We start from the raw sequence: 13060 nt of genomic DNA, 5'->3' as shown, positions 1-13060 counted from the left end.
GACATCTTCACCTTATTCAAACCTGTGCGATCCACTTGCGATGCGTATGAATCGACATCAAAACCCCAAACGCTGACAGCAATGTCACCAGCGAAGTTCCGCCGTAGCTAATGAATGGCAACGGCACCCCAACCACCGGCAGCAGGCCACTGACCATACCGATGTTGACGAAAACGTAAACAAAAAAAGTCATGGTCAGGCTGCCGGCAAGCAATTTACCGAACAGCGTCTGCGCCTGAGCCGTGATCACCAGGCCGCGACCAATCAACAGCAGATAGATCAACAACAGTGCGCAAATGCCCACCAGGCCGAACTCTTCGCCCATCACCGCGATGATGAAGTCGGTATGGCTCTCGGGCAAGAAGTCCAGATGGGATTGGGTGCCCAGCAACCAGCCCTTGCCGAATACACCGCCGGAACCGATGGCCGCCTTGGACTGGATGATGTTCCAGCCGGTGCCCAACGGGTCGCTCTCCGGGTCGAGAAAGGTCAGGATCCGCTGCTTCTGGTAGTCATGCATAAAGAAGAACCACATGGCCACGGCCACGGGGATGGCGGCAGCCAGCACGCTGAGAATCCAGCGCCAGCGCAAGCCGCCCATAAACAGCACGAACGCGCCGCCGGCCAGAATCAGCAACGAGGTGCCCAGGTCAGGCTGGCGCACGATCAGAATAAACGGCACGCCAATCAGGATCAGGCTGATGCCCACGTGCTTGAGCTGTGGCGGCAAGGTGCGCTTGGACAGGTACCAGGCGATGGTGGCCGGCATCAGGATCTTCATGAATTCCGACGGCTGGAAGCGAATCACCCCCGGAATGTTGATCCAGCGCGTGGCCCCCATGGCGTTGTGACCCATCACATCCACCACCACCAGCAGCAACACGCCGGCGACATACCCCAGGGGCACCCAGCGCGCCATAAAGCGCGGCTCAAGCTGGGCGATCACCACCATCGACAACAGGCCAAGGCCGAACGAGGACGCTTGCTTGATCAGCAGGTCCCAGTTTTTGCCGCTGGCCGAATACAGCACGAACAGGCTGCCGGCCGCCAAGGTCAGCAGCAGGATCAGCAGCGGCCCATCAATGTGCATGCGTTGCAGCAACGTCGCACGGCGACGCATCACATCCTCGCTGGAGAGGATGCGGTCAAAATTACTCTTCACGGGCCGTAACCTCGGGGCTTGATGGGGGGCCGCCATATTCGGGCTTGAGCTTGCCATCCTCGGCCAACAGCCAGGCATCCATGATCTGCCGCACCACGGGCGCCGCGACGCCGGAACCGGACTCACCGTTCTCGACCATCACCGACACCACGATTTTCGGGTCGTCGGCCGGGGCGAAGCCGACAAACAAGGCGTGGTCGCGGTGACGCTCCTGAACCTTGGAACGGTCATATTTTTCGCCCTGCTTGATCGCGACCACCTGGGCCGTACCACTCTTGCCGGCGATGCGGTATTGCGCGCCGGCAGCCGCCTTGCGTGCGGTACCCCGTGCGCCGTGCATCACCTGCTGCATGCCGTGGTTGACCTTGGCCCAGTCAGACGGGTCGCGCAGCACGATGTCGGGAATCGGGTTCTCATCCACCGGCTTTTCGCCTTCGATGGTCTTGGCCAGGTGCGGCCGGTTCCAGACGCCCTTGTTGGCTACCAGCGCCGTGGCCTGGGCCAGTTGCAGCGGCGTGGCCTGCATATAGCCCTGGCCGATCCCCAGAATCAGGGTTTCACCCGGGAACCACGCCTGACGGCGAGTCGCACGCTTCCATTCCCGCGACGGCATCAGGCCGGGGGATTCTTCGAACATGTCCAGGGAGACTTTCTGACCGAGGCCGAACTTGCCCATGTAGGCAGACAGTCGATCAATCCCCAGCTTGTGGGCCAGATCGTAAAAATAGGTGTCGTTGGAGCGCATGATTGCGGTGTCCAGGTCGACATAGCCGTCACCGGAGCGGTTCCAGTTACGGTATTTGTGATCATAGTTGGGCAGCATGTAGTAGCCGGGGTCATAGACCCGGCTGGAGGCCGTGACCACGCCCGAATCCAGGCCGGCAATTGCCACCGCCGGCTTGATGGTCGAACCCGGCGGGTACAGGCCACGCAATACGCGGTTGAACAGCGGCCGATCGATCGAATCGCGCAGCTCGGCGTAGGCCTTGAAGCTGATGCCGGTAACAAACAGGTTAGGATCGAAACTCGGCTGGCTGACCATCGCCAGCACTTCGCCGGTTTTCGGGTCCAGCGCCACCACAGCGCCACGTCGGCCACCCAGGGCCATCTCGGCCGCTTCCTGCAACTTGATGTCCAGGCTCAGCACAATGTCCTTGCCCGGTATCGGGTCGGTGCGCTTGAGCACCCGCAACACGCGGCCACGGGCGTTGGTCTCGACTTCTTCGTAACCCACCTGGCCGTGCAGCTCGGGCTCGTAGAAACGCTCGATGCCGGTCTTGCCGATATGATGGGTGCCGCTGTAATTGACCGGATCGAGGGTTTTAAGCTCTTTCTCGTTAATCCGCCCCATATAGCCGACCGAGTGGGCAAAGTGCGCCCCTTGCGGATAGTGGCGCACCAACTGCGCCACCACTTCCACACCCGGCAGACGGAACTGGTTGACGGCGATTCGGGCGATCTGCTCTTCGGTCAGCTCGAACAGGATCGGTACCGGCTCGAACGGCCGGCGCCCCTGCTTCATGCGTTTTTCGAAGATCACCCGGTCTTCCGGCGTCAGTTGCAGCACCTCGACAATCACATCGAGCACCTGCTGCCAGTCGCCGGAACGCTCACGGGTCATACTCAGGCTGAAGCTTGGGCGGTTATCCGCAACCACCACACCGTTGCGGTCGAAGATCAGCCCACGGGTCGGCGGAATCGGCTGCACATGCACCCGGTTGTTTTCCGACAACGTGGAGTGATAGTCGTACTGGATCACCTGCAGGAAATAAAGGCGCGCAATCAGCACGCCCATCAACACCGCCACCAAAATCGCACCGAACACCACCCGCGCGCGTACAAGACGTGCGTCTTTCTCGTGGTCCTTGATGCGGATCGGCTGGGTCATCGGGGGCGGCGCAGACTATTTGTGGTAAGGGTGCCCGGACAGGACTGTCCAGGCGCGATACAGCTGTTCACCGATCAGAATCCTTACCAACGGGTGCGGCAATGTCAGCGCCGACAGCGACCAGCGCTGATCGGCTCGCGCGCAGACTTCCGGCGCCAGCCCCTCGGGGCCACCGACCATGAAGTTGACCGTGCGCGAATCCAGGCGCCAGCGATCCAGTTCCACCGCCAATTGCTCGGTGCTCCAGGGCTTGCCGTGCACTTCGAGAGTGACGATGCGCTCGTTGGGGCCGACCTTGGCCAGCATGGCTTCGCCTTCCTGACGGATAAAGCGTGCCACATCGGCATTCTTGCCCCGGGTATTGAGCGGTATTTCCACCAGCTCAAGCGACAGCTCAGCGGGCAGACGCTTGGCATACTCGTGCCAGCCTTCTTCCACCCACTTGGGCATGCGTGAACCGACAGCGATCAGACGCAGGCGCACAGCCGTTCCTTATTCCTGGTCTTTGTTGAGCTTGTCGAAGTGCGCGTGGCCCACTTCCGGGCTGTGGTGCTTGCCATCGGCGGCGCGGCTCTGCTCGGCGCCTTTCCACAGACGTTCCAGGTCGTAGAACTGGCGAGCGTTGGAGGTCATCATGTGAACGATCACATCGTCCATGTCCAGCAGTACCCAGTCGCTGTCGCCCTTGCCTTCTTCACCCAAAGGTTTCACGCCCTGGGCTTTGACGGCTTCGCGAACCTTGTCCAGCATCGCGCCGATCTGGCGGTTGGAGGTACCGGTGGCGATGATCATGAAGTCGGTGATGCTTTGCTTGTCGCGTACGTCCAGCACCTGAATGTCCTGGGCCTTAACGTCTTCCAGAGCGGCCACGGCCACTTTCACCAGCTCTTCGCCAGCCAGTTCAGGGCCCACGTGGGCTTCAACCGGCAGCGGTGCGCTTTTGAAGGTGCCTTTGCGCTTAACTTTGCTTACGTCTTTGTTCGTCATATAAAACTCGTTTTGCTCGTATGTTCGGGCGCTTGCTGCACGGTTCGTGCGTTCAAGCGCGCCTTTTCAGTTCGACGCACGGTAAAGCCCGTGCGCATCGATGTAGGCCAGGACCGCGTCAGGCACCAGGAAACGTACCGACTTACCGCTGGCCAGCAGTTGACGGATCTGGGTGGCGGACACCGCAAGCGGGGTCTGCCAGACGAATGCAATATTCCCGTTCGGCCCGGTCAGGGCCAAGGGGTCACTTACCGACCGCGCGGCCAGCAGGTTGCGCAAGGCATCCGGCGGTTCGCTGTCGGCATCCGGGCGTTGCAAAACCAGGATGTGGCAATGCTGGAGGAGCTCCTCCCAGCGGTGCCAAGAGGGCAGGCCGCAAAATGCGTCCCAGCCCAAAAGCAGAAACAACTGGTCATCTGCGGCCATCTCGGCGCGCATCAGTTCCAGGGTGTCGACAGTGTAGGACGGTTTATCGCGCTTGAGCTCGCGGTCGTCCACTCTCAACGGCTGTATGCCCTCTACGGCAACTTGCACCATTTCCAGGCGCTGCTGCGCTGACACCTGTGGCGTATCGCGATGCGGCGGCCGAAAATTGGGCAGCAGCCGCACCTCGTCCAGCGCCAGGGCGTCGGCGACTTCCAGGGCGCTGCGCAAATGGCCAATGTGCACGGGGTCGAAAGTACCGCCGAGCAGCCCGATGCGTTTAGCCATCAAGTGCGCACATGACCATCGCCGAACACCACGTACTTCTCGCTGGTCAGCCCTTCAAGGCCAACCGGGCCGCGTGCATGAAGCTTGTCGGTGGAGATACCGATCTCCGCCCCCAGACCATACTCGAAGCCGTCGGCAAAGCGTGTCGAAGCGTTGATCATCACTGAAGCGGAATCCACTTCATTGAGGAAACGCCGGGCATCGCTGAAATGCTCGGACACGATGGCGTCGGTGTGCCTGGAACCGTATTTGTTGATGTGTTCGATGGCCTGGTCCAGGTCGTCGACGATGCGAATCGACAGGATCGGCGCCGTGTATTCGGTGTACCAGTCTTGTTCAGTCGCTTCGATCACGTCGCTGCCGAGCTGCGCACGGGTACGCTCACAACCGCGCAACTCCACACCCTTGTCACGGTAGATGGCAGCCAGCGGCGGCAGCACGCGCTCGGCAATGCCGACGTGCACCAGCAGGGTTTCCATGGTGTTGCACGGCGCGTAGCGGTGAGTTTTGGCGTTGTCGGCAATGCGGATCGCCTTGTCGAGGTCGGCGGCGATGTCGATAAAAACGTGGCACACACCGTCCAGGTGCTTGATAACGGGCACCTTGGCATCGCGGCTGACCCGCTCAATCAGGCTCTTGCCACCACGAGGCACAATCACGTCGACGAATTCCGGCATGGTGATCAACGCCCCCACGGCAGCGCGGTCGGTGGTTTCCACCACTTGCACCACTTCGGCGGGCAACTCGGCCACGGCCAGGCCCTGCTGGATGCAGGCGGCGATAGCACGGTTGGAGTTGATCGCCTCGGAACCACCACGCAGGATAGTGGCGTTGCCCGACTTCAGGCACAGGCTCGCGGCGTCGATGGTCACGTTCGGACGCGATTCATAGATGATGCCGATCACGCCCAGGGGCACGCGCATCTTGCCCACCTGGATACCGGACGGCAGGTAGCGCATATCGCGGATTTCACCGATGGGGTCAGGCAGCTTGGCCACCTGACGCAGGCCCTCGATCATGTCGTCGATACGTGCTGGGGTGAGTGCCAGGCGATCCAGCAAGGCCGGTTCCAGGCCATTGGCGCGACCGTTGGCCAAATCCAGTTCATTGGCAGCGGTCAACTCGGAGCGCGAAGCATCCAGAGCATCGGCAGCCGCCAGCAGCGCACGGTTCTTCTGCGCAGTGCTCGCACGGGCGATCAACCGCGAGGCCTGACGGGCAGCGCGACCCAGGCGGGTCATGTAGTCAAGAACGGACTCAGTCATGGTCAGGGAGTCTTGGCAAAGAGGAAAGCGGCAGATTATAGCTGTGACGCCGCTCGACTGACAGCGGTGAGGGGCGGATGGTCGAAATGAACTGTAAAAACCCGGGGTTCAGCGGTAATTAAGGTGAGAGTTGTTATTATTCCGTCACATTTAGCCGTAATAACCCTGAACGCCATGCCCGGTCTTACTGCCCAACTCCCCGCAAGCGCCCTGCCCGACGGCTTCTTCGACCGCGATGCACAGCTGCTTGCGCAAGAACTGCTCGGAAAAGTCATTCGCCATCGTGTCGGTGATCTTTGGCTTTCAGCGCGCATTATTGAAACCGAAGCCTATTACGTGGCCGAAAAAGGCAGCCATGCGTCCCTGGGTTACACAGAAAAGCGTAAGGCTTTGTTTCTGGATGGCGGCCATATCTATATGTACTACGCCCGTGGCGGCGATTCGCTGAACTTCAGCGCCCATGGCCCGGGGAATGCCGTGCTGATCAAGACGGTAGCGTTTAACCTGTGATTTTTTGGGTGTCGTTTCATCACTGGCATCATACCGGGAGTAATCGCGGCAAGACATGGAAACAGGGCTTGAAAGTCGGGCACTATGCCACCATGTAGGCTTGATCACTCAGTCAAGGGATACGACCAGCATGTCTAGTAGAATTGACGAAATTCTCGCCAAGTTACTGAAGGCGAACCCTACGTCTATCAAAGATATCAATGACCAATACGATTACGAGGATGCAAAGGGTGGAGGTAAGCGAGACGCTTCCCTCGTCTCGTGCGGTCAATGTGGTGATTACAATGAGCTTCAATACATATACGACACTAAGCTAAAACCGCTGGTCAACAGGTTCAAAATCACCGAAACGCAAGCCCTTATCGCCTTGGAAGAGTGTTGCTCAGAACTGAAAAACCCCCGTAATCGTGAGGATTTCTACGAACTGCTGGGCAAAAAACTAAATCTGGAAATCAAGTAATAGGGAAACGGCCCGTCTATGCGACTGATCATGTGTGGATGGGCTTTAATCATAGGGAGAATAGTATGGCTTACGTTCAGCTAAATCACGACTTTACAAAGTTCATTGATCCGGAATTATACGCAAGTGTTTTGGATAAAAAAGACGATGGAGATTGTGTTCTTCGACTTCAACTGATTTGCGAGCGATTTTTAAACGTATATTTAAAAGAGCGGATTGCACCCGAAAATATTGAATTCTTCACCAGTGGGCAAGGCAAGGGAGCTGAAATCCTCCGACATTTTAACGAAAGACTTACAACTGCTGTCGCATCTGGGCTACCCGCCGAACTGGCCCGACCGCTGAAACATCTGAACAAAATAAGAAATAATTTCGCACACAATCTTGATTATGAAATCAAGGATGTGGACATGAATAAATATTTTGAACTAGTAGACTTATTCACAGTTGACGTTGGGACGCCCCATGGGTTTGAAGGCAACGTAAAAGACTTTCAAATCCACGGCGATGGGAAAATCACAAAAGCCACCGATAACTTCCAAGCCGGATTTACGGCGGCAACCTATGCCTTGATGACAAAAGCGGGGATCTGGCTAGTCAATGATTTGAATAGACGCGGACAGTTGAACGTTGGCGGTCCACTGCAATAGCGTTTGCAGTCAAGACGGTAGCGTTTAACCTGTGATTTTCTGGGTGTCGTTTCATCACTGGGATCATACCTAACCCCCCGGCATTTCTCACTCCGTGGGTATTGGCCCGGTTGCGAACGCCCGGCCAATGATGCGTTAAAAGCTCCTAGGCTTCGATCAGGGTGGTTTGATGTGCGGGGACTTGTACCCGTGCAGAAAATCGCCGGGATACGCGATGTGTGGCACGGCATCCGTAGGGTTGGGTAGAATCAACGCAAGGTGCCAGTGCAGGGCCACTACTCAACGATCTCTAAGGATGGCGAATGAAAAAAATAATTTTTGTGCTGGTTGCTGGATCACTACTGACTGGCTGCGTAACGCAAAAGCCACCGCTTTCTGATAGCCAATACACTGCATTTGCTACTCAATTGATAGGCATCCATAAATGCGTTGCCAGCGGAAACATGCCACCAGATACAGGTGCCCGTGGTCAGCAATATTCGATGGCAAATCTTAACACTTGGCAATTCGACCAAAATTATTTCATGAGCCGAGCTAAGCAGATAGCGGATTCGGTCAACCCGTCGCAAGGTGATTGCAACACATTGGCGATGAATATCATGCAAAGAAAAAATCAGATCGAGGCACAAAATCAGCAGGCCGCACAGGAAGCACAAGCGTGGCAAAACCTGCAAAATCAACAGGAACAGAATAAAACCACTTATTGCAATCAAATAGGCACACAGACTATTTGCAATCGATACTAAAACAAGGCGTGCAGCGGCTCGCCTATTCTGGTGGTCGCTTTGCTTGGAAAGTCAAAATAAAGGGCCTAACACCTAATAAAGTAAATGCCGTAAAAATGGGGAATTTCAATAATCTATTGCCGTGTTATTTCCCAATAACGGGTTATTGACATTTGAAATTTAAAAAGCCGATTTGATCAAGATCAATGATCTCTTAAAACGGACCACGGAAAACGTAAAAAGCCCATGAATGAGCCTTTTTTTGTTTTTTCCCTTTAAATCAAGTTTTTTAAATTTTCATGATATCAACCATATCTCGATAGTCCTTTTTACGGTCGTTAAATGTAGCCATAAACTCAATACCATCATCTTTATAAACCGGATTAGATAATGATGGCCTAGTGGCCTTTTTCTGCTTGCTGTCTTCTTCTTGATAGTCATATGGCTTTGAACCAACGATCAACGTGAAATAGCCAATATTGACAGTCATTTTTTTGATCAGCTTTCTATTTTTTACAAGTGAAATCGAAACCCTAAACTCTGTGCGGACTTCTTGAAATTTGAAAAAGTCGTCAGGCTCTAACATTCCTTCAAAAGCCATTCTCAATACTGGATCAATCTCTATGCCGTTTGATGACGGTGTTTTACGGGTTATTATTCTCGTAAGCTTCTGGCATTTGGACAAAGATGAAACCGGTTTAAATTTATGTGTCCTAGTGAGCTTTATAGATGCCGCATCGTAATCATACTGATCAAGATCAATGATGTGAAATTTCTTATGGGTAGCGTCTTGATATTGAGAAGATGCGAAATAGTCTTTCAATAAATATTGCACATTAGACAACGTAGATTTGTTATCTGTGATCAATAGGTGTTTTGTGCTTATATCAACTACATGAACACCAATAACCGCTTTTGCATGACCGTGTTGAAACGTTTTATCTTTACCAAAAGTCGCATTCATGCAAAAAGCTTGGCTACCTAATTCGACCGGATTAAATTTAGTATTATTCATAAATCTCCTTTCTGTTTTGTTACTTAAAATTAGAACACAGAAAAAGATAATGTCAAATTAAAGGGCCGCACTATTTTCATGAATGGGCTTTATTGTCTAACCCTATTTTTAAATAATATTCGACCTTAAATATATTTTCAACTTACTATTGACACGCAATTAATGGCTTGTCTAAGCCAAAATACAACCATCACAAAAATGACAAAACTCAAAAATTTGCAAGATATTCCAAAATAAAATTGTCGATATTTTATTGAAAAATAAATTGTCAAAATAAAGGGCCTAACATCATCAGGCACAAAAAAGCCCCGGTTAGGGGGCTTCATGGTGTCGCTAGATTTTAGATCTTTTCGGCTTTGAGTTTGTCGATCAAAGCTTCGAACGTATCAACCTCGTTTTTCTGCATCAGGTCAGCCAAAAACAAAGCGTAGGTTTTAAATCCTTTATCTTTCATGGCTTGACTGGCAATGCCTTGCTTCGCCTTCTTCAAGATAAATTCAACGCCGTCAATCTGCACTTTCCACTTATCGCTAGGCTCCTTGGGTGCCTTTTGTACGTCCTCGCTCACGCTTTTAGGTGTTTTAGCGGGGGTTTTGATTTGGTGAAGGGAATGCACCACATCAACAAATTCAGCCACTGAATAGCCGTATTTGTCGCGAAGGGTTTCAAGCTCTTCAACAAATTCGATGACTTTTGCTTCTTCTTCATTTTCTCTTAGGTTCTTGATTTGTTCTTCAAGCTGTTTTTGCTGTGCGAGTAGATCAAGCAATTTCGACATTTTTCTTTTTTCCTTCAAGAATAAGATTGATCATCGGAGGACAAATAAACCAGAAAACGGCTGAACTCTATATTGATACGCTCGTAAAATTCTTGCCAATTGGCATCAACCAATTCAGCGATGGAACTACGACCATGTTCAAGGTTTTCTTGATCTTCAATTTCAGACGCTTCAAGTTGAAGGGTGTAAAGAATGACATAAAGGACATAGGGCTTTAATGCTGCCTTCAAAGCTGCTTCAACGCCGAATAAGCCAAGATCAACCGGCTTCTTAATCTCCAATATGTCGATGCAATATCGATCAAAATAAAGACAGTCTGATGGCTTGTCGGCCTTCGATCCTCTCCACCACTCATCACTTAAAGCACTATGGATAAGTTGTGTATTTACAAAAATCTCACCAATTTTCAAAATATTGTCCATTGCACATGGTTATGGAAAATGGATTTTAAAATCAATCCTTGAAAATGTCAAAATAAAGGGCCTGAGCTCTTACGAGAAAGGTTTTTGATTTTAGATCCACCAGATGAGCTTTTGACGTTGTGCCCTACATCTTATATATAGATTTACGAAGTAAATATCTTTTCTTTTGTGAAAACGTTCGAATAAGCCCGCAAGGATAAGGAAATCTCAAAAACCCCGGTTAACGCTCCTTATTTATTCACCCCCTTTCGGTTAACGCTCCTTATTTTTAAAAGCGGTTTATCTTTTAAAATATGGATAATCTCAAAGCATGATAATACGGTTAACAGCATTTGTTATTTTTTTACTGCCTTAATCTTGTAATTAGTTTTTTTTGTGGTTAATTATAGGTATAACAAGGGTGAAAAATAACCATGAAATACATTTTAAAGGAAAGCGGTAAAGAAAAAGAGGTGTTCAAACTCAAAGGTTATGTATCAGTTCCACGCGTTTTCCTAGCTCTTCCATTGTTCAACACAATAAACGCTCACAAAGAGCCGAGAGGCTTTGAGATAGCTAAAAACCACAATGCTAAAAACATTCATATTGCTTCAACGTCGCTGACTATATTCAATGACTTTGAAGTATTTCTTTTTATTTTGCGAAAAGTATACAGCAGCAAAAGCAATGAATTTGAATTTACTCTTGATGAAATAATGAATGACTTTGATGTTAAAATATCACATAGAACAATGTATTTTTCGATCTTCAAGCAGTCAATTAGAAAGCTCAATAAGATCAATATTGAATATGAAGAAGAAACAGAAGATGGAACGAAAACTGTTTTTCTAAACTTCATTACCGGCGAGCTGACTAAAAAAGGCGGAAAGATTGAAGTATCAAAACGTTTTATTGATTTTTTTGGTAGCCTAAAAGAGTTGTACGAGATCGACACGAAGATGCTGAGCTTGTTAACTAATGAATATCAGCGAATTCTTTATGTATTGTACGTTTGTAATAGACGCAACAAAACAAACTATTTCAGCGTTGACATGTTAAAAGAACGTTTCCGCATCAGCAATAAAATGCCTTGTAAAACGTTCATAATGAAAATAAGAAAGGCCAATGAGGCACTCCAAGAAATGGGCCTAATTGAAGGTTTTAAAGAAGATAAAACTAATCGAGTAACTACAAGATTTTTAGTCGACTACAGTTATAAGTCGCTCTACAAAGATTTTAAAGAAAAAAAGGCAATTGCTGAAAAAAAGAAAGCGGCAAGCATCGAAAAGAAAGCCGTTAAAGGGTCGAATTCAGACGATTTTGATCGTGAGTTGAGTGAAGATTTTTACGAAGAAATTGAAGAGCCAAAAGCACCAAATGAATTAACAGATGATGGAGACGAAGAATGGAGATGAAAAAAGAAGAACAGAAACCGCAATTGCCCGGCTTAATAGTAGAAGCTTTGATAATGAGAATTGAGGCACTTATTCACCTAATAAAAAGCGACGTGATTAGATCGTCTATATCTGCAAAATTGGGCGAAATAAAGGACATTAAAGCTTTGTATCAATTGTTATCGCTAGCACAAACATCTATTGAAAATAGTGAACTGATCGAAAATAAGATCAAGGGGGGTCTAGTTTTCAATCCGTTTACTGGTGAGTTAATAAGTGAGCTTGATTACCACTACGCCATGGAAGATATGATCGAAATGATGAAAGGAGTTGTTAACAATCCAGCACCAAAAATGAACCCAAAACCGCCAACGGTTTAACATCGATCAGAGGGTAAATGAATGTAAGAAATTTAATCACCGCTTTAACGCTTTTATTATCAGTCAACGCTTCTTTAGCTGATGACCCTGCATGGTGGAGCGATAGCAAATGCAGAGAGCAAAGAAACAAGGATTACGCTTCGCTAATGTTGCACGGTTTTAAATCTCACGATGCTATTAAAAAGATAGATGAACAATTCAAAATTTGTGTTTGTTCGTCGGGCGATGAAACGAGGGTCGCAGTTCAGTCACTTGCGGATAATCATGAAATTGAAATGATGAGTAACGATGGAGTTATAACCGTCCCTATTAAGTATGGTCGAGATTTCGGAATGATGGCCTATAAAGGCCAATGTTATCTCAATATTGGAAAGCCGGAACTATGCAAAAATTCGACGTTTATGGGTGAAGCAAAACAGTCATTTAATGTATATGAAACATACGACGAAAAAAACAATGTATGTGCTTTTGATTTCGACAAACAAAATAAATCAACGGGGGGATAATATGAACGAAGAATATTGCAGAGCAATGCTTGAACATTTCAGCATTAGAATATATTCATTACAAAAAGAATTCGACGCTTACAAGAATGACCAGATTATCCCAAGCGATGAAAGAAAAGCCGCAATGTTCGACCGCTATCACCGCATTAGGCCGTTAAAATTAGAGTTGCTTTACTTGAAATTGATTTGAAATAAGCAACGATCCCAGTTGGTGAATGTTCATGATGA

General features: G+C 49.9%; 15 protein-coding genes and 1 pseudogene. 7 read left to right on the top strand and 9 right to left on the bottom strand.

From position 1 onward, the window contains the following. Positions 1-16: 16 nt before the first annotated feature. From rodA to JFT63_RS15405, 6 genes are all read right to left on the bottom strand, one after another. On the bottom strand, positions 17-1120 hold the full coding sequence (gene rodA, locus JFT63_RS15430) for a rod shape-determining protein RodA (RefSeq protein WP_057703348.1): 1104 nt from the start codon (positions 1118-1120) through the stop codon (positions 17-19). A gap of 31 nt (positions 1121-1151) precedes the next feature. Further along, entirely contained in the window at positions 1152-3050 is a 1899-nt protein-coding gene (mrdA, locus tag JFT63_RS15425; RefSeq protein WP_198844248.1) for a penicillin-binding protein 2, read from the bottom strand. Positions 3051-3065: 15 nt separating this feature from the next. Beyond that, positions 3066-3533: a 23S rRNA (pseudouridine(1915)-N(3))-methyltransferase RlmH gene (rlmH, locus tag JFT63_RS15420; protein WP_003176297.1), complete on the bottom strand. Its 468-nt coding sequence runs from the start codon at positions 3531-3533 to the stop codon at positions 3066-3068. Between the two features lie 9 nt (positions 3534-3542). Next, on the bottom strand, positions 3543-4037 hold the full coding sequence (rsfS, locus tag JFT63_RS15415; protein ID WP_003176298.1) for a ribosome silencing factor: 495 nt from the start codon (positions 4035-4037) through the stop codon (positions 3543-3545). A gap of 66 nt (positions 4038-4103) precedes the next feature. Continuing rightward, entirely contained in the window at positions 4104-4748 is a 645-nt protein-coding gene (gene nadD / locus JFT63_RS15410) for a nicotinate-nucleotide adenylyltransferase (RefSeq protein WP_198708194.1), read from the bottom strand. Further along, the gene (locus JFT63_RS15405; RefSeq protein ID WP_198844247.1) at positions 4748-6013 is read right to left on the bottom strand and encodes a glutamate-5-semialdehyde dehydrogenase; all 1266 of its coding nucleotides are present in this window, start codon (positions 6011-6013) and stop codon (positions 4748-4750) included. The genes nadD and JFT63_RS15405 overlap by 1 nt, the downstream gene beginning before the upstream one ends. A 174-nt stretch (positions 6014-6187) precedes the next feature. On the opposite strand from JFT63_RS15405, the pseudogene JFT63_RS15400 reads away from it, so the two are divergent. From JFT63_RS15400 to JFT63_RS15385, 4 genes and pseudogenes are all read left to right on the top strand, one after another. Further along, positions 6188-6505 (top strand): annotated as a pseudogene (locus tag JFT63_RS15400) (DNA-3-methyladenine glycosylase); the annotation flags it as partial. A gap of 148 nt (positions 6506-6653) precedes the next feature. After that, entirely contained in the window at positions 6654-6983 is a 330-nt protein-coding gene (locus JFT63_RS15395; RefSeq protein WP_020301970.1) for a hypothetical protein, read from the top strand. Between the two features lie 65 nt (positions 6984-7048). Next, on the top strand, positions 7049-7633 hold the full coding sequence (locus JFT63_RS15390; RefSeq protein ID WP_020301969.1) for a hypothetical protein: 585 nt from the start codon (positions 7049-7051) through the stop codon (positions 7631-7633). 302 nt (positions 7634-7935) lie between these two features. Beyond that, positions 7936-8379 (top strand): hypothetical protein, encoded by a 444-nt coding sequence (locus JFT63_RS15385; RefSeq protein WP_073452766.1) that lies wholly within the window; start codon positions 7936-7938, stop codon positions 8377-8379. A 268-nt stretch (positions 8380-8647) separates the two neighbouring features. On the opposite strand, the gene JFT63_RS15380 is transcribed toward JFT63_RS15385, so the two are convergent. From JFT63_RS15380 to JFT63_RS15370, 3 genes are all read right to left on the bottom strand, one after another. Further along, positions 8648-9373 (bottom strand): hypothetical protein, encoded by a 726-nt coding sequence (locus tag JFT63_RS15380; RefSeq protein ID WP_138726167.1) that lies wholly within the window; start codon positions 9371-9373, stop codon positions 8648-8650. 340 nt (positions 9374-9713) lie between these two features. Further along, positions 9714-10151 (bottom strand): hypothetical protein, encoded by a 438-nt coding sequence (locus JFT63_RS15375; RefSeq protein ID WP_138726057.1) that lies wholly within the window; start codon positions 10149-10151, stop codon positions 9714-9716. A 14-nt stretch (positions 10152-10165) separates the two neighbouring features. Then, the gene (locus JFT63_RS15370) at positions 10166-10561 is read right to left on the bottom strand and encodes a hypothetical protein (protein ID WP_130898288.1); all 396 of its coding nucleotides are present in this window, start codon (positions 10559-10561) and stop codon (positions 10166-10168) included. A 425-nt stretch (positions 10562-10986) separates the two neighbouring features. Here JFT63_RS15370 and JFT63_RS15365 point away from each other — a divergent pair, with 425 nt between their 5' ends. Genes JFT63_RS15365 through JFT63_RS15355 form a run of 3 tightly spaced genes read left to right on the top strand, consistent with a single transcriptional unit; the run spans position 10987 to position 12832 of the window. Next, on the top strand, positions 10987-11967 hold the full coding sequence (locus JFT63_RS15365; protein ID WP_138726056.1) for a RepB family plasmid replication initiator protein: 981 nt from the start codon (positions 10987-10989) through the stop codon (positions 11965-11967). Then, positions 11958-12326 carry a hypothetical protein gene (locus JFT63_RS15360; RefSeq protein WP_073452777.1) on the top strand — a complete coding sequence of 123 codons (369 nt, stop codon included), beginning with the start codon at positions 11958-11960 and terminating at the stop codon, positions 12324-12326. The genes JFT63_RS15365 and JFT63_RS15360 overlap by 10 nt, the downstream gene beginning before the upstream one ends. A gap of 17 nt (positions 12327-12343) precedes the next feature. Next, positions 12344-12832, top strand: a complete 489-nt coding sequence (locus JFT63_RS15355) for a hypothetical protein (protein ID WP_198844246.1) — start codon at positions 12344-12346, stop codon at positions 12830-12832. The last annotated feature ends 228 nt before the right edge of the window (positions 12833-13060 follow it).

The sequence above is a fragment of the Pseudomonas sp. MF7453 genome, from assembly GCF_016405455.1.
Taxonomy (GTDB): Bacteria; Pseudomonadota; Gammaproteobacteria; order Pseudomonadales; family Pseudomonadaceae; genus Aquipseudomonas; species Aquipseudomonas paralactis.
Note: the sequence above shows the minus strand (reverse complement) of the source record. Positions and strands in the feature narration are given on the sequence as shown.